Source organism: Paraburkholderia sp. SIMBA_053 (assembly GCF_046534895.1).
GTDB lineage: Bacteria > Pseudomonadota > Gammaproteobacteria > Burkholderiales > Burkholderiaceae > Paraburkholderia > Paraburkholderia caledonica.
Genome location: NZ_JAWRXU010000006.1, coordinates 224,226 through 245,431, shown reverse-complemented (window position 1 = coordinate 245,431; position 21,206 = coordinate 224,226). Strand labels below are relative to the sequence as shown.

Here is a 21,206-nt window from a genome sequence, read left to right as displayed (position 1 = left end):
TTTTATGAGTCTGCCGAAAAGTAAAGCACAAATCGGGCGGGCGCGCTATGAGGGGTTTTTTGCCCGCCCTCAGCAACCACCCGTTATCTGGCCAGATGCGACCGCCGCCGCGAGTAGCCAAAATAGATCACCATTCCGATCAGAAGCCACACTACAAAGGCGACCCACGTCACGGCTTGCAGATTCGCCATCAAAAACACACACGACGCGACGGCGAGCACCGGCACCACCGGCACACCCGGACAGCGAAACGCCCGTGGCAATTCAGGGTGCGTCTTACGCAAGACGAGAACCGCAATCGACACCATCGAGAATGCGGCGAGCGTGCCGATGTTGATCAATTCGGCCAGCACATTCAGCGGCACGAGCGCCCCGATCAGCCCGAAGAAAATGCCGACGAGCCATGTGGTGAAAAACGGCGTCGCGAAGCGCGGATGCACGCGCGAGAGCCGCGCGGGCAGCAAGCCGTCGCGCGACATCGCGAAGATCACGCGGGTCTGGCCGTAAGCCATCACCAGAATCACGGTGAGCATGCCGAGCACCGCGCCAAGGTCGATAAAGCCCGCCACCCACTTTTGCCCCGCGACCTGCAAAGCGTACGACACCGGATGCGAAATGTTCGCGAACTGCGCCGACGGCACGATGCCGGTCACGACCGCCGCGACCGCCACGTACAACACCGCGCACACGCCGAGCGACGCAATGATGCCTATGGGCAGATCGCGCTTCGGGTTTTTGACCTCTTCTGCGGCGGACGACACCGAGTCGAAGCCGATGAACGCGAAGAACATCACCGCCGCCGCGCCGAACACGCCGTTCCAGCCGTTCGGCATAAACGGATGCCAGTTGGCCGGCGTCACGTGAAATACGCCCACGGCGATCACCAGCAGCACCACGACCACCTTGATCGCGACCATGATGTTGTTGATCCGCGCGGATTCGCGCACACCTACCGACAACAGGGCGGTAATCGCCATCATTACGAGGAACGCGGGCAGATTGAAGAGCGTTTCGTGACCAGGCAGCGCGCCGGGCGCCGCCGTCAGTGCGACGGGCAGCGAGACGCCAAAGCCCGACAGCAGCGATTGCAAGTACCCCGACCAGCCAACGGACACAGCCGAGGTGGCGAGCCCATATTCGAGCATCAAATCCCAGCCGATGATCCACGCGGCCAGTTCGCCGAGCGTCGCGTACGAATAGGTGTAGATAGAGCCCGCGACCGGAATGGTCGACGCGAACTCGGCATATGCCAGCGCGGCAAAGCCGCAGGCCACGGCGGCGATCAGAAACGAGACCATCAGCGCAGGGCCTGCCTGCACAGCGCCCGTGCCCGTGAGCACGAAAATGCCGGTGCCGATGATGGCGCCGACGCCGAGAAACGTGAGGTCGAGCGCGCCGAGCGCTTTTTTGAGGCCGGCATTCTGAGCGCTCGTCGCGATCATGTGCTCGACGCTCTTTTTGCGGAAGAGGGACATTGGCGGGGGTCTCCAGTAGTGCACGCGCGTCGCGCGCCGAATGTCGGGGAAACCCGCAATTTTAGCGGATGCGCGCCCTATGCACCTTTTTGGGACGCGCTATTGGACTGGCGTGATCGCCGGTTAATTGCTCAACGTCGGAAGGGGGCGACGAAAGCGAGAAAGAACCGGCAAGAACGATAGCAAGCCGCGGTTCAGCCCGCCATCGCCGGATTCAGGTCGACGAGGCGGTTGCTCATCACGTAGAAAGTGAGTTCCGCGTTGTTGCGCAGCTTCATCTTTTCGAGCAGACGGGTGCGGTACACGCTCACCGTTTTCACCGACAGCGACAATGCTTCGGCGATGTCGGTCAGCCGTTTGCCCGAAGCGAGCATGCACAGCGTCTGGTATTCACGATCGGAGAGCTTTTCGTGCGGCAGCTGTTCGCCGTCGAAAGAGACGTAATCGGCCAGCGCCTCCGCCATCGCCGGGCTCACGTACTTGCGGCCCGCAGCGACCTGCTGGATCGCGCCGATCATCTGCGCGGCGTCGACGGTCTTCGACAGATAGCCCGCAGCGCCGGCCTTCAGCGCGCGCACCGCATACTGATCCTCGCGGTACATCGAGAACATCAGCACCGCCACGCGCGGCGCCTTGCGCTTCAGGCGCTTGAGTACTTCCACGCCGTTCATGTCCGGCAGCGAAATGTCGAGCAACACCACGTCGTAGTTCTGGCTGGCGACGGCGTCGAGCGCTTCGGCGCCGGTCTGCGCCTCGGTGACCTCGCGCGCCACGCCGCGGTCGAGCAGTAATTGACGCACGCCCTGGCGGACCACGGCGTGATCGTCGGCGAGCAGGATGCGCAGACTCATGACGGCTCGCTCACGATTGCACCGCGCGCAGTCCGGCGGCGTGCCCGTCGGCGAGCATCGCGTCCCACGCGAAGCGTGCGCGCACGAGCGTGCCGCGCGAGCCTTCGCCGCTGTTACCGCGCGAGCCGTTGTTTTTGTCGTGCCGTGCAGTCACGCGCAGCGTGCCGTCGAAGGCGGCGCAACGCGCCTTCATTCCGCTCAAGCCGAAATGGCCATTGCGCCGCTGGGCGTTGCGCGAAACGCCGATGCCGTCGTCGCTGACTATTAGCGTGAGATGGCGGCGGCTTGTCTCGATGCGTACGTCGGCGGATTGGGCGCGTGCATGTTTGGCGATGTTGTTGAGCGCTTCCTGCGCGACGCGAAACACGGCGAGCGCCGCGTCACCGGGTAGTCGCGTGAGGCGGACGTCGGCCGCGCAGACAAAACTCGTGCGCAACTGCGTGCGTGCGGCGAAATCACCGGTCCATTGCGAAAGCGCGCCGACGATGCCCGCTTCCAACGCCGGTGCGTGCAGTTCCGCCACAGCCTGACGCGTTGCAGTGCAGACGGCGTCGAGCGAACGGTTCGCGACGGCGAGCGCGGCCGAGCATTGTGCGGGAGCGTCGGCGGGCAACCATGTTTCCACGCCGGCGAGCGCGAAGCGCGTGGCGGTCAACTCGGCGCCCACGCCGTCGTGCAGTTCGCGCGCAACGTGCCGGCAGGCCGCTTCCTGAGCCCTGACGAGTTCCGTGGAAAGCTCACGCACCCGAGCGCGCAGCCGCGCCAATTCGCGCTCAGCCGACGCAGCGGTTTCACCGCTCGCGTCGAAACCGCCGCGCAGCAACGGCGTTGGCGAATGGGCGGTTATTCGGACGACAGTCGACGTATCCATGACTTTCTCTCAGCAAGCGGCGCGGACAACGACAGAGTGGCGCATCGGCGCCGCAAAAACGAAAGAATGCATAAGGTCTCAGTACACCCCGGACGGCCCGTATCGAAAAAAGCGCGAGGCAAATTCACTACCGCAAACGTAACGAAATTTACATTCAGTAACAAACGGGGTGCAACATGGGCCACAACAAAATCCACCGCCGGTGCGCCGCGATCATATCTTAAAAAGGCGAAAAATACAGGCGCACCAAGGGTTAGCGCGAATATTGACAGCAATGACTGACCTCGGTCACGAGCGCTTTTGTAGGAAGAATTCCGACATTAAACGTCAAATGTGTGACGCCTAATTGTAACCACGAAAAAAAAGGAGCCAGAAGGCTCCTTTTACGCGACTTGCGGCGCGGCCGCGACAGTCGGCTTAACCGACAAACGCTTTTTCAACCACGTAGTGGCCCGGCGCGTTGTTGCTGCCTTCCTGGAAGCCCAGGTCGTCGAGCAGTTTGCGCGTGTCGCGCAGCATGTGCGGGCTGCCGCAGAGCATCACACGGTCGTCTTCGAGCGAGAAGCCGGGCACGCCGAGGTCGGCGAACAGCTTTTCGGTTTCGATCAGTTCGGTAATGCGGCCACGGTTCTGGAACGGCTCACGCGTGACGGTGGGGTAATACAGCAGCTTTTCCTGCACCAGTTCGCCGAGGTGCTCGTGCGCCGGCAGGTGGTCGGTGATGTATTCCTTGTACGCCAGCTCGTCGACGAAACGGCAGGTGTGCGTGAGAACCACGCGCTCGTAACGGTCGTAGATGTCCGGATCTTTGATGATCGACATGAACGGCGCGAGGCCCGTGCCCGTGGACAACAGCCACAGCGTCTTGCCCGGCAGCAGGTTGTCGGCCATCAGCGTACCGACCGGCTTTTTGCCGATCAGCACCTGGTCGCCCACCTTCAAATGCTGCAAACGCGACGTGAGCGGGCCGTCCTGCACCTTGATGCTCAGGAATTCGAGATGTTCTTCGTAGTTCGCACTTGCGAGGCTGTAGGCGCGGATCAGCGGCTTGCCATCGACTTCCAGGCCCACCATCGTGAACTGGCCGTTTTCGAAACGGAACGACGGATCGCGCGTGCAGGTGAAGCTGAAAAGCGTATCGGTCCAGTGATGGACGCTCAGGACGGTTTGTGAATTGAGGTTGCTCATGGCTTCTTGGATAGTGCGAAAACAAAGGCGGCCAGTCGTTCAAGCCGGCCGGCACGGCAAGGGCGATGCTGCGCTCACCCGCGAACGGGAAGTGCGCGCAATCCATTATTTTACCGCGCCCGCAGCCGGTGGGCCGTGGCGCGGGCGATAGGGCGCGACAAATACAGAGACAAGCGCCGCCAGAAGCGCGGCCAAAAGCATTGCCGCTGGCACCGATACAGCAGTCCAGGCGACGGTTATCGGCCTGCGGTCATCAAGCGGATTACTGGTTTGAAAGCGCCCGCGCCGGATCTGGGTGAGATCTAAGTCCGATCGGCGGCGGGAAAACCTGGCGTGATTGCAGCCGCGCTTCACCACGGGTACGGCGATGGGCGAACGCCGCGCAGGGCGGTCGCCATTGGCTGTCGTCTTGCGCCGGGTAGGTGCGCCGCGCGGCCAACATTTTCGGGATAATACCGAAACCTGCCGTGCGGCGCAGCATAGACCCTGCCGATAAAGCAGGCAAACGCGTCAGAAAAAAGCCGCTTGGAGCGGCCCGTCGGCAGCTTGGCGCCGCTCTCTGGCCCGTGCATCGCCGCCTAACTCTGCGCGGCTGCCTCGATCCGCTTGTTACTCCGCTGCTTCAACACTCTTGCTTGCAAGACGATGACGAGCAGCAGAAACACGCCCCGAATCACCGATTGCCAGTACGCCGACAAGCTGATGAACCCGAGGCCGTTCTCGAAGTTCAGCAGATTGAACACGAGGCCGAGCAACAACACGCCGGCGATAGTCATCGCAATCGAGCCTTCTCCGCCCGTGAGCAATGTGCCGCCGAGCACCACTGCGGAGATCGCGAACAACTCCCAGCCGACGCCCTCGTTCGGCTGCCCTGCGCCGAACTGTGCGGCCAGGATCACGCCCGCCATGCCGGCGAGCAGGCCGCTGACCGCATAGGCCATCACGAGCGTGCGGTCCACGTTCAGGCCCATTAGCCGCGCCGCTTCCTCACTTCCGCCGATGGCGAGCGAATGCCGCCCGAAGCGCGTGCTACGCAGCGCGAGCCAGCCGGCCACGGCGACCAGCGCGGCGACGATCCCGGGAATCGGCAAGCCGAACAGATCGCCTTGGCCGAAATTCGCGAAATTCGAATCCGACGCGATCGACACTGCATCGTTCTTGCCGAGCAGCAACGCGACGCCGTGCGCGCCGAGGCTCGTCGCGAGCGTCACGATGAAGGGCAGAATCTTCAGCCGCCTGATGATGACTCCATTCAGCACGCCGACGGAAAGCCCGGCCGCGCAACCCGCGACCACGGCGACCCAGCCTCCGTGCGCGCTCGCCAGTGCCGCCACGACGCTCGACATGGCCGCGACCGTGCCCACCGACAGGTCGATGCCGCCCGTGATGATCACGAACGCCATGCCGACCGAGATCAGCGCGAACATCGAGTTGTAGCGCCAGAAGGAAGTGATGTTGTACGCCGACGCGAAATGCTCGTAGCGCACGAGGCCGAGCACGACGAGCGCAACCAGCGCGAGCAGGATAGGCAGATTCTTTTTCATCGCGATAAGGTTCCTGGCGTTAGCGCGAGCGCCGCTGCACGTACACCGCGGCGACGATAATGCCGGCCTTCACCACCAGCGCGGCTGCATCGGGAATGCCGTGCGCGAGCAACGTGTAGCGCAGCAACTGGATGATCAACGCGCCGACCAGCGTGCCGCCGATAAACGCCTTGCCGCCGGTCAGGGCCGTGCCGCCGACCGCAACCGCGGCGATCGCATCGAGTTCGATGCCGAGCCCGACCACGTTCGCATCCGACGAAGAATTAACGGAGATCGAAATCAGCCCGGCCAGTCCGGCCAGCGCCGCACACAGGGTGTAGGCGATCAGCTTGACGTGCGCCGTCGGCACACCCGACAGATAAGCCGCCTTCTCGTTGCCGCCGGTGATCAGCAGATACTGGCCGAACAGCGTCTTGCGCACGACCCACGCAAATGCGACCACCAGCGCGAGCATGAGAAGCACCTGGAACGGCACGCCCGCGACCTTGCCAAGCGCAATCCACTGGAAGGCCGGCGTATTGAATGCCTGCAGGCTGCCGTCGGTGACGACCTGGGCAATGCCGCGTCCGGCGATGAAGAGGACGAGCGTCGCGACAATCGGTTGAACGGCGAGCCTTGTTACCAGCAGTCCGTTGAAGACACCGCACAACGCCGCGGCCAGCACCGGCAGTACAAACGCCAGCGCGATGCCGCCGGGTCCGGGTACGTTGAGGAAGAGCATCGGTGCGAGCGCGCCCGAGATGGCCATCGAAGCGCCGACCGACAGATCGATGCCGCCTGTCGCGACCACGAGCGTCATGCCGATGCCGACGATCACGATCGTCACCACCTGCGTGAGATTCACGTTGAACGTCTGTAGCGACCAGAAATGCGGCGTGAAGATCAGGTTGAACAGCACCATCGCGAGCAGCACGATCACTTCTCGTTGCATCGCGAGGCGCCGCCAGTTGCGCACGCCGGTGGCTTGGGAAGCGCGCGGCGCATTTGGCGGCGAACTTGCCTGCTGAGGCGACGCTTCGCTGCCAGGTTGCGGTCTGGCTTCCTGCCCGGCCTGCGGCTCGCTTTGCAAAGACTCCGTGTCCAGCTTAAACGCCATGACGGTCGCCCTCCAGCGCGTCTTCGATATGAGCGGCACTCGCCGTCTGTGCCGCTTCGGCCAGTTGCGAACTGCTGTCGCCGCCGTAGGCGATGGCGTCCATGATCGCGCTCTCGCTCATGTCGGCGCCGTTCAGTTCCGCGACTGTCCGGCCGTCGCGAATCACGACCGCGCGGTCGGCCACCGCCGTCAGCTCTTCCAGTTCCGAAGCGGACATGAGCACGGCGAGTCCCGCGTCGCGCAATTCGCGCACGATCTTCGCGACGTCCGCCTTCGCACCCACGTCGATGCCGCGCGTCGGCTCGTCGAGCAGCAGAAGCGACGGCTCGGCGGCGAGCCAACGCGCAAGCAGCACTTTCTGCTGATTGCCGCCCGACAGTTCGCGGATCGGTTGATCGGCGGAGCGCAGCTTGATGCCGAGCGACGCAATGAAGCGGTCGACAATCGCCTGCTGTTTCTTCACATCGACAATGCCGTTTCTCGTCAGCGTGCGCAGGCAGACGAGCGTGAGGTTGTCGCGCACCGACAGTTCCGGAACGATGCCTTCGGCCTTGCGGTCTTCGGTCAGATACGCGAGACCGCGCGCGATTGCGTCTTGCGGCGATTTCAGCGTCACCGTTGCCCCGTCGATCGAAACCGACCCGCGTTCCAGCGGATCGGCGCCGAACATCAGCCGCATGGTTTCGGTACGCCCTGAACCGAGCAGGCCCGCCAGACCCACGGCTTCGCCCGCATGCACTTCGAGCGAGACGTCGCTCACTTTCGGATGCGCGCCGAGATCGCGCGCGGCGATGGCCTGCTTGCCGCGTCGTGCGAGATTCGCTTCGCGTGCCGCGGGATCGTCGTGCACGACGGCAGCGAGCGTACGGCCGAGCATCGTCGTCACGAGTTGCAGCTTGTCCATCTCCGCCATCGTGCTTTGCGCAACGGTCTGACCGTCGCGCATCACCGTGACGCGGTCGCACAACGCATACAGTTCGTCCAGCCGATGCGACACGAAGATCACCGCCCGCCCGTCGTCCCGCAGCTTGCGCACCACGGTGAATAGCAACTCCACTTCACGTTCGTCGAGCGAAGAAGTGGATTCGTCCATGATGACCATCTTCGCGTCGGAAGAAACGGCGCGCGCGAGTGCCACCATTTGCTGAATGGCGGTCGAATAGCGACCCACCGGTTTCTTCACATCGATATGCAAGCCGAATGAGTCGAGTAGTGCGGCGGCGCGATGCTGCACGGTGCGCCAATCGATCAGACCGAAGCGGCGCGGCTCGCGGCCAAGAAAAATGTTCTCGGCCACCGAGCGGAACGGCACCAGGTTGATTTCCTGATAGATCGTGCTGATACCGGCTTCGCGTGCCTGCTTCGGCGTGCGGAAATCGACTTCGCGGCCCTCGAAGCGCACGCTGCCCGAGCCGCGCCGATAAGCGCCGGTCAGGATCTTGATCATGGTGGATTTGCCTGCGCCGTTCTGGCCGATCAGCGCATGGACTTCGCCCGCCGCGACGCTGAGATTCGCGCCGCGCAACGCGGGCACGCCACCGAAGCTGATGCCGATGTCCTGCATCTCGAGCAGCAGCGGACGTGTAACTGGAGACTGCGAAGGCTGCGGGGAGTGCGGCTTGTGCATGCCGGATTGCGTCACAGGTGTCCTCCTGATGCGCGTACAACGCTCGGCGCTTTGCGCCTGATCATCTTACGCTGCATAAAAGCGAAGCGACGGTCCGTGGTTCACGGGCGCGTCGCTTCGAACCCTTCCGTCATCCGCTTGCAGAGGAGACTGCTTCAAGCCGGAGACTTCTTGCTGCCTGGTTGGCGAGCTTCGCCAGCAACACGGTCAATAGCCGTATTGCATGCTCTGCTGCACGTTGCTCTTGTCGTAGAAACGGTCCGACACCTTGACCCAGGTCGGAATCTTTTCACCTTTCGCATAACGCTGAGCGACGTCGCAGGCGAGCGGCCCGAAGAACGGGCTCGACTGCACGCTCGCGCCCAGTTCGCCGGCGGCGATTGCGTCGAGTCCGCCCTTGGTGCCGTCGATGGTGACGATCTGGATGTCTTTGCCCGGCTGCTTGCCCGCCGCCTTGATCGCGGCGATCGCGCCGAGCGCCATTTCGTCGTTGTGCGCGTAGACGGCGGTGACGTCCGGATGCGCCTGCAGCAACGTTTCCATCACTTGACGGCCTTTGTCGCGCGCAAAGTCGCCGCTCTGCGACGCGATGATCGTCATGCCCGGATTCTTCGCGATGATTTCGTCGAAGCCCTTCTTGCGATCATTCGCTGCGGACGCGCCTGTCGTGCCTTCGAGTTCGATGATCTTCGCCTTGCCGCCCGTTGCCTTGACGAGCCAGTCTGCGGCGCGATGACCCTGATCGATGAAGTCGGAGCCGATGAACGTGATGTAGTCGCGGCCCGCGACGGCCACCGACTGATCGACGTTACGGTCCACCAGAATCACCGGAATGCCGGCCTTTTTCGCCTGCAGCACGACGGGAGCAAGCGGTTTTTCTTCGCGCGGCGGGAACACCAGCAGATCGACGTGCTGCGCGATCATGCTTTGAATGTCGGACACCTGCTTGGAGTTGGAGCCGTTGGCGTCGGTCATCACGAGCTGCCAGCCGCATTTCGCGGCCACTTCCTTGAAGCTGCGTGTTTCCGCGAGGCGCCACGGGTTGTTGCTTTCGGTCTGCGCGAAGCCAACCTTGAGCGGAGTCTTGCCGGGCAGTTTCGGCAACGCGTCGTCCGCGTGCGCCGCGATCGCACCAAGACCCGCGCCGAGACCGACTGCCAGAGCCAGCAGCGAACCCGCCAGCGGACGAATCTTCTGCGTGCGCGCATTCCTGCGCGCCTCTTTGTTGAGCAACGCCATGTCTTCCTCCAGTACCTGGTGAGGTGTATTTTGCTTTTTGATTTTGCTTTCGCCCGACAACTTTGCCACGACCGGACGCGTCGATTATTTCACCGCGAATTATTATCGGTCAATCACTAATAATATTAGTCATGGAATTTTTCGCCTCGGTAATTACCCGCACTGAAGCACGTTCGACCAGCGGTCCGTCGAGCTTCACCATACGGTGCCGTACCGGTGCGCCGGCTGCACGGTTGTGCTCTTCCTGAAGCAGCGTTTCGACGGCCCAACGTCCCAGTTCGTAGTTCGGCAGCACGACCGTGGATAGCGGCGGATGCGTATGGCGAGCGATTTCCTGGTCGTCGTAACCCAGCACGGAGACGTCGTCGGGAACGCGGAGGCCGAGCTGCTTTAGCGCTTCGATCGCGCCGATCGCGGTCAGGTCGTTCGCACAGAAAATCGCTGTCGGCGGATTGGGTTCGCGCATCAATGAAAGCGTCAGCTCGAAGCCGAGTCCGGAGCTCCAGTCGCCGTCGCGCACCAGTTCGGGCGCGTACGGCAGATCGGCCGTTGCCAGCGCGGTGCGATAGCCTTTGAGCCGGTCTTTCGACGCGTCCTGCCACGGCTCGCCGTTGATATAGCCAATTCGCCGATGTCCCGCTTGCAGTAGATAGTCGGTGGCCAGATGACCGCCCGCGACTTCGGCCGGCACGACCGACGAAAAGCCGCTGTCGCCCGTGTAGCAGTTCAGCAGCACGGTCGGCACGCGGGAGAGCGCGGCCGGCGGCGTCACCTTGCGCGTATAGACGGTCGCGTAAATCACGCCGAGCACATGGGGGTTCGACAACGTTGTGTCGAGCACCTGCTTTTCGATGTCGGCGTTGCCGTGCGTCGAATAGACCGCCAGCATTTTGCCGCTCGCGTAGGCCGCGTCGCGCGCGCCGTCAACATTGACGACCGGATGCGGACTCGTAGAGATTTCGTCGGCGAGATAGACGATCAGATTGCGTTCGTCGCTCGAAGCCGCGACCGGCGCGCGCGGTGCAAGCCGGTAGCCGAGGTCGTGCGCGGCCTTGAGAATCTTCTTGCGGGTATTCTCGGAAAACTTCGCGCCGGTCGCGTTGTTGAGCACCAGTGAGACAGTGGATTGCGACACGCCAGTAAATTTGGCGATGTCGGTCATGGTGGGACGGCGTTGAGTCGATTTTTTCATTGTGCGGGCCGCGCGGCAGCGGCGCTAAAGCGAAGACATGCTGAACATTCCGTGCTGACGGTACCACTAATAATATGTGCACGGCAACGCGCGCTAACCCGTCACGGTGGGCGCAGGTGGCGGGATGTTTCGACGTCGCGGAGCTCCAGATTATTACTAATAATATTGACCGGCGCGTCATGGCGTGCGATTCTGCGACGCGCGGACCTCGATCCGCGCGGGCCGCGCAGAGTGCGCGGTACATCGACGCCAACAGGGTCCGCGCTGTAGCCGTTAGCCGTCTTCGCGCGATGCCACGTTTTCTCTCTCCACATGCCCGACGTTTCCGCCAATCCCAAGCTGCCTGCTGCAACCGAACTGGCATGGCTCGACGATCCTTCCATCGCGCCGCAGCTTGTCACGCTGACGGCCGGCACGCTGCGGCTTGTGATCGCGCCTGCGATTGGCGGCGCGCTGGCTGCTTTCTACGAGAGCACGGCGAACGGCCCCCGGCACTGGATGCGGCCCGCTTCGCACGCCGCATTCACCGAGCGGGACCCGTTGCGCATGGCGAGCTTTCCGCTCTTTCCGTATTGCAACCGGATTCGCAATGCGCGCTTCGAATTCGACGGCGCCATAGTCGATCTCAGCGGTAACGACCCGCGCTTTGCGCACGCGCTGCATGGCAATGCGTGGCGACGTCCGTGGCAGGTTGGCGCGTTGACGCAAAATTCGGTGGACCTGCATTTCGAGCACGAACCCGATTCGCGCATTGCCGGCGATTGGCCATTCCGGTATCGCGCGCGGCAGCGGATCGAACTCAGCGATCAGGCGTTGCGCATCACGCTGTCGGCGCAAAACCTGGCAGGGCGGCCGATGCCGTTCGGCATGGGACATCATCCGTACTATCCGCGCACGCGGCAAACGCGCATCTACGCCGATGTAGCGGCAATGTGGCACGCCGACGCTCACGTGCTGCCGACGCATCTTGGTCCGCATCCGGCTGTCGAGGCGTTGCGCCGCGAAGGTCTCTCGCCGGATGCTTTCGATCTGGACAACAACTTCGCAAACTGGGCGCGCGAAGCGACGATTGCATGGCCCGACGAAAGCCGTCAATTGACGATGACCGCCGAGGCACCGTTCGACCATATGGTGATTTTTGCGCCCGCCGACGACTCGCAGCTATGCGTGGAACCGGTGACGAACACGACCGATTGCTTTAACGCGTCAGGTCCGCGCGAGCATGTCGGCGGCTGCGTGCTGCAGCCGGGCGAAGAACTCTCGGCTACGGTGACGTGGACGCCTGAACGGATGTAGCTGGTTTGGGCGCGGAGTCTGGCGGGATTAAAAGAAAAAGGGCGGTCGCACCGCCCCTGACAACGTCGATTTCACGCTTTCACGCCGTCATTCGACGCGCAATCGCGCCATATACGGCAGGTGATCGGAGAGCCACGCGGTCTCCTGTGTCGGTTGAATCCACTCGATCGGCTTCATGCCGCGGATGAACATCTTGTCCAGCGCAAGGGCCGGCGAAAAGGCCGGGAACGTGCGGCCGGATTCGCCGAGCAGCGTCGCGACTTCGTGCAGGCCGTGTTCGCCGAAAAGCGGCACCGAGTCGTTGCGCCAGTCATTAAAGTCACCGGCCAGCACAAGCGGCCCGTCCGGCGCTTCTTTCGCGATCCAGTGGGCGATCCAGTTCATCTGACGCAAGCGCGCCGAGCGCGTAAGGGCAAGGTGCGCACACAACAAGGTGACCGAGTGCCCGCCGAACGTTGCGCGCGCGACAAGCAGGCCGCGTTTTTCAAAGCGATGCGCGGAGATGTCCCAGCGTCCGCCGAGATCGAGCGGATGTGGCGACAGGATCGCATTGCCGTGTCGCCAGGACGGTTTGAAGACGTTCGGCCCGAGCGCGATTTCGAGTTCGAGCGCCCGCGCGATTTCGGTAGCCTGGCAATGCCAGACGTCGCTTAGCGGATCGGCAACGGGTGCGCCGAAACTGCTCCCCAGCACCGGCGACGGCATGCGTCGCGCCATGGCTTCCTGGAGAAAGTAGGCGTCTGCCTGGGTCGACTGAACCCAGCGCTGCATGGCCTGCCAGGCCTGAAAGCCGAGCGGCGTTCTCCCTTTGTGAAGGTTCCAGCTCACCGCCACAAAATCTTTGGGTGCTGTGCTTTCGCGGATCAATTCTTCGGGGTTTCGCATGCCGCGTTATCCACGTGTTCTGTTTTCGGGGCTTTGATTATTCGTGCGCTGTTCACACAACGTTCAGGTTGGCTCTTCAGCTTCGCTTTTCAACCCTTTGCCTTGCCGCTCAGTTCGTAGCGTTCGCGCCACTTGCGCCACTCGTGGCACTCGCGGCACTCGCGCCTGCCGCCTCACTTGCCCCGTTAGTCAGGCTCGCGCGGACGCGATAGACCAAGTTCGGATCTTTGGCGACGATCGTCCAGCTTGCCGATTGACCCGCTGCCACTTTCAGACCCGGATGGCTCGCGCTCACCTGACGCGGCTGCGGCGGCAGTTTGCAGCCGGTGTCCGTTTGCCGCGCGGCGGAGTCCTCGAAAGTTTCCTGCGCCTCGATGGACAGCGTGACCTCGTTACTGTCCGCCTGCAGCGGCGACACGGTTAGCGTCCGGGCGAGGTCGATGCTGCCGGCCGGCCGATCCTTGCAGCCGACGTTATGCTGAACCACCTTGTGATGCGTATCCGTGCGCGCCTGGCCGACCGTGGTCGTGCCTTGGAACGTGTCGATCTGCTGACCGTCGCGCAATACTTGCAACTCCCATTGAACAACCGGCTGCGGCGGCCGTTGTTGCGCGTGTGCGAGCAACGAAGTGCCAAGCAGCACGGCCACGATACTGGTTTTCCACATAAAGCAAATCTCCGGTGACTGCGTCCGGCAGCGTTGGCAGATGGCCATCTTACGCCTGAAGAGCAGAACGCTTTTCTGACAGGTTAAACGGGGCCGGGTTCAGCAACAATGCATTTCCGGTTGGGCCGGTAATCCGGACGGCGCTTCCCGCGCCCGTCTCAAATGACCGGCTGTTAGCAGCAGAGCCGCGCGACTGCTGGCTTGCGTGCCGATTTGTCCTCGTTAAACTGAACCTGAAACGGCGCCCGCCTGGGGTGCCGCCGAGCAAGGCCAGCCAGAACGGGGTGAGCAATGACAACAGCAATGGTCAAACAGGAAATCGCCGTCGCATCGTTCAGTCAGGTGTACGACCTCGATCAGGTCGAGACCGCTCTGAACGATCTCGGCGAAGGCGCCAACGACGCGCTGCGTACAACCTACGAAAAGATGCTGAAAACCGGCAATCTGCGCTTCTGCGTCAAGCCGAACCGCATGCCGTCTATCGACGATCTGATCGACGCACTGCCGAACTTTGCCGACCCGCTCGACGACATTCGCAAGCAGGTCGCCCTCTGTCTCGAGACAGAAGACCGCCTCGAACTGATGCCGATCCTGCTGCTCGGCGACCCCGGCATCGGCAAGACGCATTTCGCGAAGCAGTTAGCGCGCCTGCTCGGCACGGCTTACCACTACGTCGCGATGAGTTCGTTGACGGCTGGGTGGATTCTTTCCGGCGCGTCGTCGCAATGGAAAAATGCGAAGCCGGGCAAAGTGTTCGACGCGCTCGTGAACGGCAGCTATGCAAACCCTGTTATCACGGTCGACGAAATCGACAAGGCTACCGGCGACTCGCAATATGATCCGCTTGGCGCGCTGTACGCGTTGCTGGAGCACGACACGGCGCAGACTTTCATCGACGAATTCGCTGAAGTTCCCATTAACGCCGGCCATGTGATCTGGATCGCCACAGCCAACGACGAGCGCTCGATTCCCGAGCCGATCATGAACCGGATGAATGTGTACGAAATTCCACCGCCGGACCGTGACGGCGCGCGCCGGATCGCGCAATCCATCTACGCGGAAATTCGCGGCGCACACAACTGGGGTCTGCGTTTTCCTGAACAGATCGGCGAGGGCGCCCTGGAGGCGTTGAAGAATGCGTCGCCACGCGAAATGCGCCGCGCGATTCTGAACGGCTTCGGCGCTGCGCGGATCGACGGGCGCGACGAGATAGGCGGTGGCGACATCCGGCTCGACTACGGCAACCGTCGCAGACCGATCGGCTTCTAACGTTCCTGCGCGCTCCTCTGCGCTTCTGTGCGCTTCTGTGCGCTAGTTCCGGCGCCGATGCCCGCGTGACGCCGCCTTGGGAACCACGGAGGGCATCAAGCTCTGTGCGGCGTCGTACAATTCCACGCAGCGGGTTGCGAAACGGCAGTGCGTTCGCCAGCGAGCGGTGTAAGACGCTCGTTGGCTGCATGCTGGCGTCATCTATATTGGTGAACGAGGCGGCGCGCGGCGAAGTTGGCTGCGTCGAGGGACATGGACCAAATCGAATGTGTCGTAATCGGCGCGGGCGTGGTCGGGCTCGCGGTAGCGCGCGCCCTCGCGGCGCGCGGGCGGGAAGTGATCGTGCTGGAAGCGGCCGAGGCCATTGGCGTAGGCACGAGTTCGCGCAACAGTGAAGTGATTCACGCGGGCATCTACTATCCACGCGGTTCGCTCAAGGCAACGCTATGCGTGCGAGGACGCGAGATGCTCTACGACTACTGTGTCGAGCATAACGTGCCGCATTCGCGCTGCGGCAAACTGCTTGTGGCGACGTCGTCCAATCAGATTCCGCAGCTGGAAAGCATCATGCACAAGGGCCGCGAGAACGGCGTGCTCGACCTGATGCGTATTACCGGCGACCAGGCGCAGGCGCTCGAACCGGCGCTCGAATGCGTGGCGGCGGTCTTCTCGCCGCAGACCGGCATTGTCGACAGTCATCAGCTGATGCTTGCGTTGCAGGGCGACGCCGAGCGCGATGGCGCGGTGTTCGCGTTCCACTCGCCGGTGGAGGCAATCGAAGCGAGTAATGGCCGCTTCATCATCAAAGTGGGCGGCGACGCGCCGGCCACCATCAGTTCGGCTTGCGTGATCAACAGTGCGGGCCTGCACGCGAACGCGCTGGCCCGCAAGATCCGCGGACTCGACGCGCGGCACGTGCCGCCGCTTTATCTCGCGCGCGGCAACTACTTTGGTATCTCGGGGCGCGCACCGTTCAGCCGGCTGATTTATCCGATGCCCAACGAAGCGGGACTCGGCGTGCATCTGACAATCGATCTGGGTGGCCAGGTGCGCTTTGGTCCCGACGTCGAATGGGTCGATGCAATCAACTACGACGTCGATCCACGGCGCGCCGAATCTTTCTACGCGGCGATCCGCGCGTACTGGCCCGCGCTTCCCGACAATGCGTTGCAGCCTGCCTATGCGGGCATCCGTCCCAAGCTGTCGGGGCCGGGCGAGCCTGCCGCCGATTTTGTGATTCAGGGGCCCGCCGCGCATGGCGTGCGCGGACTGGTCAATCTGTTCGGCATCGAATCGCCGGGACTGACTGCTTCGCTCGCGATCGCGCAACGGGTCTGCGAGTTGAGCGGGCGCGCGTGACGAGGGCGGCTGCGTCTGCCGCCATGCTGCGTCAATTCGTACCGATTCGCTTATCTCTATCATTTGAGCCGTCACGTACGGCGGCTTCATTGCTATGCTTGGGGACCGCTGTCGATAGAACGGCGATCAGTTCAATATAAATGGAGTGAGTCCCCATGAAAGCTTCCCGTCGTACGTTTTTGATCACCAGTATCGGTGTTGCCTCATCGCTCGCGCTGTCCCGCCAGGCACTCGCCGATGCGCCGAAGGTCGCCGAAAGCGATCCGACCGCGCAAGCGCTCGGCTACAAGGAAGACGCCAGCAAGGTCGACAAGGCGAAGTTCGCCAAATACGCGCCGGGCCAGGACTGCGGCAATTGCAGCTTCTATCAGGGCAAGGCGGCAGACCCATACGCGCCGTGCCCGATGTTCGCCGGCAAGCAGGTCGCGGCCAAGGGTTGGTGCAGCGCATATAACAAGAAGGCGTGAACGCGTGCCTCACATGTCGTGCTGACACGTGAAGTGAATAGCGCTGGAAATATTGCGGCGCACGTTCAATGACCTGTCACTTGGGCGTCTGCCGCCATGCGCGGCAGACGCCCTTTTTGTGGCTTCACCGCGCGGACGCATATTGACGCTCACACAGAACATCACGGGACACTTACCGGAGGTTCGATTTCCGCATGGCGTTGGCGTTGGCGTCGGGCGTGTGGAAGCTGCTGAGCCCGAGTCAAACAGCAGTTGAGCCGCTTAACTGCGCGCCTTGATAAGCGGCGGCCGCTTGTCGAACCAGGGACGCGCCGCTTCCAGTTGCGCGGCGAGGCGCAACAGCGTCGCTTCTCCACCGTCGCGCGCGGCGAACTGCACGCCCACCGGCAGTCCACGTGCATTCCAGTAAAGCGGTATCGACATGGCCGGCTGCCCGCTCAGATTGAACAACTCCGTGCAGCCTGCCCACGCAAATGCTTTATTCGACGCTTCGGCAAGCAGCTTCTTGAGCAGCGGCTCAAGCGGCATCGCGCTGACGGCGCGCATTTGCATGCGTTCGGTCGAAGTCGGCTGCATCTCGCCGATCTTGATTGGCGCGCTCGCAAGCGTCGCGCACAGAATCACGTCGTAACGCTGCAGCAGACCCGTCAAACGTTCGGTGATGCGGCGCTGTTCTTCGAGCGCAGCGGGCAAGCCGCGTTCACCGAGCTTGCGGCCCACGTGCGCCATCACCCATGTCGAGATTTCGAACTCGTCGCGCAGCGGTTTTCGCCCGGTGATGCGCTCGGCGTTCAGCACGAGATCTTCCGCGGTGACGGACCAGAGCGTGAGAAATGCGTGTCTGACAGCCGCGAAATCGATGCCAAGCGAAATCGGCTCGATGTTATGGCCAAGCGAACTCGCGAGTTGCGCGGCGTCGTCCAGTGCGGCGCGCGCATCGGCGGAGAGGGACGGCGCGAGCATCGGCTCGGTGACGTAAGCGATGTTCAGCGGTTTGCACGGCTCGCGGCTCGCGCCGAGAAACGTGCCGGGCGCGCCGAGCGGACGGTCGGCGTTACCCGCAAGAAGGTCGAGCAACACCGCGCTGTCGCGCACGCTGCGCGATACGCCATGATCGATGCCGAGTTCGCCGGCCGTGACCGCAGCGGGCATGCGCGGCACGCGTCCGCGCGACGGCTTCAGTCCAAAGAGCCCGCAGCACGATGCAGGAATGCGGATCGAACCTCCGCCGTCCGACGCATGCGCAAGCGGCACGATTCCGGCGGCGACTGCCGCTGCCGCTCCGCCACTGGAGCCGCCCGGCGTATGATCGAGATTCCACGGATTGCGACATGCGCCAAACAGTTCGCTCTCCGTATAAGGCATCTGACCAAGCTCGGAAGTGCTCGTCTTGCCAAAGATGTTCATTCCTGCGGCCTTGGCAAGCGCGACCACTGGCGCGTCGTCGCCGGGAATGAAATGACGGTAGTGGCGGCTGCCCATTGTCATGCGCAGTCCTGCAACGGGAGCGCCGAGATCTTTGATCAGATACGGCACACCGGCGAGCGCAGTCTGCGCGCTCGGCGTCGTTCCTTTGCTGCCGGCATCTGCGGGATTCGCTCCGTTTGTCATGCTTGCGTCGTAACGCGACGCGCGTTCGCGGGCCGCGTCATAGTCCTTCAGCACGATCGCGTTGATCGCGGGATTGACCGCTTCGGTGCGCGAGATCGCTGTGTCGATCAACTCGCGCGCGCTCGCTTCGCGAGTTCGCACCAGTTCGGCGAGGCCGATGGCGTCATGGGCAAGATAGTCTGATAGCACGACGGAAGAGCCCTCGTTGCCGAATGTTGAACACCGGATATTCATGCGCGCCAGCGGCTGCGGCAAACAGGGCGCCGCGATATTCGAGCCGCTCATGAACGCGCACAAAAGAAGACGGCGCGCTGGCGACGCGCCGTTCTTGACAGGGTAGCCGACTTACGCGCAGACGTGAAAAGCTGCGCGCATCGTGCCGACTATTGGCTTGACTTAAGCACGCTCGCCAAGGAACGTCAGCGTGCGGCCATGCGCGAGCGCCGAAGCGCGCTGGTTATACGACGCGCGGTCCCAGCAGTTGAAGCCGTGATCGGCATTCGGATAGATGTGGAATTCGGTATCCGTGCGGCCCGCAAAGCGCTCCTGAATCTGTCCGACGGCCGACAGCGGAATGTGCTCGTCGAGTTCGCCGTAGTGAAACTGCATCGGCACCTTGATCTTTGCGGCTTCGTCGAGCTGGTTCTGAATGCCGCCGCCGTAATAGGCGACTGCGGCGTCCACGCTGCCTCGCGCCGCCGCCATATATGCAAGGCGTCCGCCGAAGCAGAAGCCGATGGCGGCGATCTTGCCGGTGACTTCGGGCATTGCGCGCAATGCCGCGGCAGCGGCGCCGATGTCGTCGGCGGCCTCGTTCGCGTCGAGCTTTTGCATCAGTTCGATGCCCTTGGCGCGGTCGGCGCCTTCATATGTCAACTCGACGCGCGGCTGCACCCGCCAGAAGACGTCCGGGGCGAGCGCGATATATCCGTCTAGCGCGTACTGATCCGCGACCGAGCGAATATGGCTATTCACGCCGAAAATTTCCTGGATGATGATGACGGCCGGTCCCTTGCCGCCTTTGGGCAACGCCAGATAGCCGCCGAACGTGTCGTTGCCGGCAGGGATGTCGATCCATCGGGAAGTGGTGCTCATGATGTTCTCCATAGTCGCGCGTTGCGCGCGAGGTGAGTCTGCGGATTGAGTCCAGGTCAACGCAAGAGGCTCGAATGCCTGAAGCGGGCGGTCAGTTTGCCATCAAACGAACGCTGCTGCAGGCAGGGGTCCGGCAGCCTTGCGCGCAGCCTTCGGGAGCTCGGGCGACGCGCCTTCGGAAGGCAATCTCGTAAGGCGATTGAAACGTTCTCGATAATTCATTTTTCCGTTGCGCGTGGTGCCGGTAGAGTCCACGGTAGTGGTTTGCCGTAATGAAGAGCGGGTCGCGCGAAGGAGAATCGATCATGGGTGAAGTCAATTTTGTGACGCCGTTTGCCGAGCGTTTTGAAATGCGGGTGCCGGTCGTCCAGGCGCCGATGGCGGGCGCGACCACGCCGGAGCTGGTGGCCGCAGTATCGAATAGCGGCGGCCTGGGGACGCTGGCGGGCGCGGCGCTGTCGCCGGAGAAGATTGCAACCGATGTCGCGGCGATTCGCGCGCTCACCGATCGTCCGTTCGGCGTCAATCTGTTTGTACTGGAACCGGCCTCGCCGGACGACTCCACAGTGCGCCGCGCGCTCGAAGCAATCGACCCGGTGCGCGCGGATCTCGGCTTGCCGCCGGGCCGGCCGCTCGAACGCTATGCGCCCGATTTTCGCGCGCAGCTGGAGTCGCTGATCGAGTCGCGCGTGCCGGTGGTCAGCTTCACTTTCGGGGTGCTGTCGAGCGAGGACGTCGCGCGGCTTCATGCCAACGGTCAATATGTAATCGGCACTGCGACGCACGTCGCCGAAGGTGTCGCGTGGCGAGATGCCGGCGCCGATGCAATCGCCGCGCAAGGATCGGAGGCGGGCGCGCATCGCGGTACGTTCATCGGCTCATTTGAAGAGGCGCTGGTCGGCACGATGGCGCTCGTACCGCAACTCGTCGATGCAACCGGGCTGCCGGTGCTAGCCGCGGGCGGCATCATGGACGGACGCGGGATCGTCGCCGCGCTTGCGCTCGGTGCACAAGCCGCCGTGATGGGCACCGCGTTTTTGACGAGCCGCGAGAGCGCGATACCGCAGGCATGGAAAGAGCGGCTGCGTTCGATCACGGACACATCGACTTCAGTGACGCGTGCAATCACAGGCCGGCATGCCCGCGGCATACGTAATCCGCTGATGCAGCGTTTGAGCGATACGCCGCAGAACATCGCGCCGTATCCGGTGCAGAACGCATTGACGCAAGAGTTGCGTCAGACAGCCGCCCGCGCGCAGAACGGCGACTATCTGTCGCTGTGGTCGGGGCAGGGCGCACCGTTGGGCCGTGCGCGACGCGAAGACTTCGGCGCTGCTGAACTGATGGAGCAACTCGAGCAGGAATGGCGTGCGGCAAGCGCGCGTATTGCGGCATTCGGGCGCTGATCGGCATGAGTCAGGCGTGCATCGCCCCCGCTTGCGATGCACGTCGTTTTCACAATCAAAAGCCGCTC

Annotated in this window: 18 protein-coding genes; 5 read left to right on the top strand and 13 right to left on the bottom strand. The window is 63.0% G+C overall.

Going from position 1 to position 21,206, the window contains the following annotated elements; translation table 11 throughout:
- Nucleotides 1–83: 83 nt before the first annotated feature.
- The 9 genes from SB753_RS20570 to SB753_RS20530 all read right to left on the bottom strand — a co-directional run bounded on the left by SB753_RS20570 (nt 84) and on the right by SB753_RS20530 (nt 11,053).
- On the bottom strand, nt 84–1,475 hold the full coding sequence (locus SB753_RS20570) for an amino acid permease (RefSeq protein ID WP_020067217.1): 1,392 nt from the start codon (nt 1,473–1,475) through the stop codon (nt 84–86).
- A 194-nt stretch (nt 1,476–1,669) separates the two neighbouring features.
- The gene (gene rqpR, locus SB753_RS20565; protein WP_020067216.1) at nt 1,670–2,326 is read right to left on the bottom strand and encodes a response regulator transcription factor RqpR; all 657 of its coding nucleotides are present in this window, start codon (nt 2,324–2,326) and stop codon (nt 1,670–1,672) included.
- Between the two features lie 10 nt (nt 2,327–2,336).
- Entirely contained in the window at nt 2,337–3,197 is an 861-nt protein-coding gene (locus tag SB753_RS20560) for a sensor histidine kinase (RefSeq protein ID WP_410801558.1), read from the bottom strand.
- Nucleotides 3,198–3,614: 417 nt separating this feature from the next.
- Nucleotides 3,615–4,385 carry a ferredoxin--NADP reductase gene (locus SB753_RS20555; protein WP_020067214.1) on the bottom strand — a complete coding sequence of 257 codons (771 nt, stop codon included), beginning with the start codon at nt 4,383–4,385 and terminating at the stop codon, nt 3,615–3,617.
- 578 nt (nt 4,386–4,963) lie between these two features.
- Nucleotides 4,964–5,929, bottom strand: coding sequence for an ABC transporter permease (locus SB753_RS20550; protein ID WP_410801556.1), 966 nt, complete (start codon nt 5,927–5,929; stop codon nt 4,964–4,966).
- Between the two features lie 19 nt (nt 5,930–5,948).
- Nucleotides 5,949–7,025, bottom strand: a complete 1,077-nt coding sequence (locus SB753_RS20545) for an ABC transporter permease (protein ID WP_179214133.1) — start codon at nt 7,023–7,025, stop codon at nt 5,949–5,951.
- Nucleotides 7,015–8,667, bottom strand: coding sequence for a sugar ABC transporter ATP-binding protein (locus SB753_RS20540; RefSeq protein WP_410801554.1), 1,653 nt, complete (start codon nt 8,665–8,667; stop codon nt 7,015–7,017). The genes SB753_RS20545 and SB753_RS20540 overlap by 11 nt, the downstream gene beginning before the upstream one ends.
- Nucleotides 8,668–8,859: 192 nt before the next feature.
- Entirely contained in the window at nt 8,860–9,891 is a 1,032-nt protein-coding gene (locus SB753_RS20535) for an ABC transporter substrate-binding protein (protein WP_087751714.1), read from the bottom strand.
- A gap of 109 nt (nt 9,892–10,000) precedes the next feature.
- Nucleotides 10,001–11,053, bottom strand: coding sequence for a LacI family DNA-binding transcriptional regulator (locus SB753_RS20530; protein WP_410801656.1), 1,053 nt, complete (start codon nt 11,051–11,053; stop codon nt 10,001–10,003).
- A gap of 342 nt (nt 11,054–11,395) precedes the next feature.
- Here SB753_RS20530 and SB753_RS20525 point away from each other — a divergent pair, with 342 nt between their 5' ends.
- Entirely contained in the window at nt 11,396–12,379 is a 984-nt protein-coding gene (locus SB753_RS20525) for an aldose 1-epimerase (RefSeq protein ID WP_410801552.1), read from the top strand.
- 87 nt (nt 12,380–12,466) lie between these two features.
- Here the strand turns inward: SB753_RS20525 and SB753_RS20520 are convergent, their stop codons facing one another.
- Together SB753_RS20520 and SB753_RS20515 are read right to left on the bottom strand one after the other, a co-directional pair.
- Complete coding sequence (locus tag SB753_RS20520; protein ID WP_020067207.1) at nt 12,467–13,264, bottom strand: endonuclease/exonuclease/phosphatase family protein; 798 nt, start codon at nt 13,262–13,264, stop codon at nt 12,467–12,469.
- Nucleotides 13,265–13,373: 109 nt separating this feature from the next.
- Entirely contained in the window at nt 13,374–13,931 is a 558-nt protein-coding gene (locus SB753_RS20515) for a hypothetical protein (protein ID WP_410801550.1), read from the bottom strand.
- A gap of 291 nt (nt 13,932–14,222) precedes the next feature.
- Here SB753_RS20515 and SB753_RS20510 point away from each other — a divergent pair, with 291 nt between their 5' ends.
- The 3 genes from SB753_RS20510 (at nt 14,223) to SB753_RS20500 (ending at nt 17,026) form a co-directional block, all read left to right on the top strand.
- Nucleotides 14,223–15,200, top strand: coding sequence for an AAA family ATPase (locus tag SB753_RS20510; protein ID WP_027804494.1), 978 nt, complete (start codon nt 14,223–14,225; stop codon nt 15,198–15,200).
- Nucleotides 15,201–15,452: 252 nt separating this feature from the next.
- Nucleotides 15,453–16,559 (top strand): NAD(P)/FAD-dependent oxidoreductase, encoded by a 1,107-nt coding sequence (locus SB753_RS20505; protein ID WP_410801548.1) that lies wholly within the window; start codon nt 15,453–15,455, stop codon nt 16,557–16,559.
- A 155-nt stretch (nt 16,560–16,714) separates the two neighbouring features.
- A complete protein-coding gene (locus SB753_RS20500; RefSeq protein ID WP_020067203.1) occupies nt 16,715–17,026 on the top strand; it encodes a high-potential iron-sulfur protein in 312 nt (103 codons plus the stop codon).
- 261 nt (nt 17,027–17,287) lie between these two features.
- On the opposite strand, the gene SB753_RS20495 is transcribed toward SB753_RS20500, so the two are convergent.
- Together SB753_RS20495 and SB753_RS20490 are read right to left on the bottom strand one after the other, a co-directional pair.
- Nucleotides 17,288–18,826, bottom strand: a complete 1,539-nt coding sequence (locus tag SB753_RS20495) for an amidase (RefSeq protein WP_410801654.1) — start codon at nt 18,824–18,826, stop codon at nt 17,288–17,290.
- A 207-nt stretch (nt 18,827–19,033) separates the two neighbouring features.
- A complete protein-coding gene (locus SB753_RS20490) occupies nt 19,034–19,732 on the bottom strand; it encodes a dienelactone hydrolase family protein (protein ID WP_392392758.1) in 699 nt (232 codons plus the stop codon).
- A 305-nt stretch (nt 19,733–20,037) separates the two neighbouring features.
- Between SB753_RS20490 and SB753_RS20485 the strand changes: the two genes are divergently transcribed.
- Complete coding sequence (locus SB753_RS20485; protein ID WP_410801546.1) at nt 20,038–21,138, top strand: NAD(P)H-dependent flavin oxidoreductase; 1,101 nt, start codon at nt 20,038–20,040, stop codon at nt 21,136–21,138.
- The last annotated feature ends 68 nt before the right edge of the window (nt 21,139–21,206 follow it).

What these genes read in the sequence shown, in the direction of transcription:
- SB753_RS20570 (WP_020067217.1), bottom strand. Translation starts at nt 1,475, where the DNA reads ATGTCCCTCTTCCGCAAAAAGAGCGTCGAGCACATGATCGCGACGAGC.
- rqpR (WP_020067216.1), bottom strand. Translation starts at nt 2,326, where the DNA reads ATGAGTCTGCGCATCCTGCTCGCCGACGATCACGCCGTGGTCCGCCAG.
- SB753_RS20560 (WP_410801558.1), bottom strand. Translation starts at nt 3,197, where the DNA reads ATGGATACGTCGACTGTCGTCCGAATAACCGCCCATTCGCCAACGCCG.
- SB753_RS20555 (WP_020067214.1), bottom strand. Translation starts at nt 4,385, where the DNA reads ATGAGCAACCTCAATTCACAAACCGTCCTGAGCGTCCATCACTGGACC.
- SB753_RS20550 (WP_410801556.1), bottom strand. Translation starts at nt 5,929, where the DNA reads ATGAAAAAGAATCTGCCTATCCTGCTCGCGCTGGTTGCGCTCGTCGTG.
- SB753_RS20545 (WP_179214133.1), bottom strand. Translation starts at nt 7,025, where the DNA reads ATGGCGTTTAAGCTGGACACGGAGTCTTTGCAAAGCGAGCCGCAGGCC.
- SB753_RS20535 (WP_087751714.1), bottom strand. Translation starts at nt 9,891, where the DNA reads ATGGCGTTGCTCAACAAAGAGGCGCGCAGGAATGCGCGCACGCAGAAG.
- SB753_RS20530 (WP_410801656.1), bottom strand. Translation starts at nt 11,053, where the DNA reads ATGACCGACATCGCCAAATTTACTGGCGTGTCGCAATCCACTGTCTCA.
- SB753_RS20525 (WP_410801552.1), top strand. Translation starts at nt 11,396, where the DNA reads ATGCCCGACGTTTCCGCCAATCCCAAGCTGCCTGCTGCAACCGAACTG.
- SB753_RS20520 (WP_020067207.1), bottom strand. Translation starts at nt 13,264, where the DNA reads ATGCGAAACCCCGAAGAATTGATCCGCGAAAGCACAGCACCCAAAGAT.
- SB753_RS20515 (WP_410801550.1), bottom strand. Translation starts at nt 13,931, where the DNA reads ATGTGGAAAACCAGTATCGTGGCCGTGCTGCTTGGCACTTCGTTGCTC.
- SB753_RS20510 (WP_027804494.1), top strand. Translation starts at nt 14,223, where the DNA reads ATGACAACAGCAATGGTCAAACAGGAAATCGCCGTCGCATCGTTCAGT.
- SB753_RS20505 (WP_410801548.1), top strand. Translation starts at nt 15,453, where the DNA reads ATGGACCAAATCGAATGTGTCGTAATCGGCGCGGGCGTGGTCGGGCTC.
- SB753_RS20500 (WP_020067203.1), top strand. Translation starts at nt 16,715, where the DNA reads ATGAAAGCTTCCCGTCGTACGTTTTTGATCACCAGTATCGGTGTTGCC.
- SB753_RS20490 (WP_392392758.1), bottom strand. Translation starts at nt 19,732, where the DNA reads ATGAGCACCACTTCCCGATGGATCGACATCCCTGCCGGCAACGACACG.
- SB753_RS20485 (WP_410801546.1), top strand. Translation starts at nt 20,038, where the DNA reads ATGGGTGAAGTCAATTTTGTGACGCCGTTTGCCGAGCGTTTTGAAATG.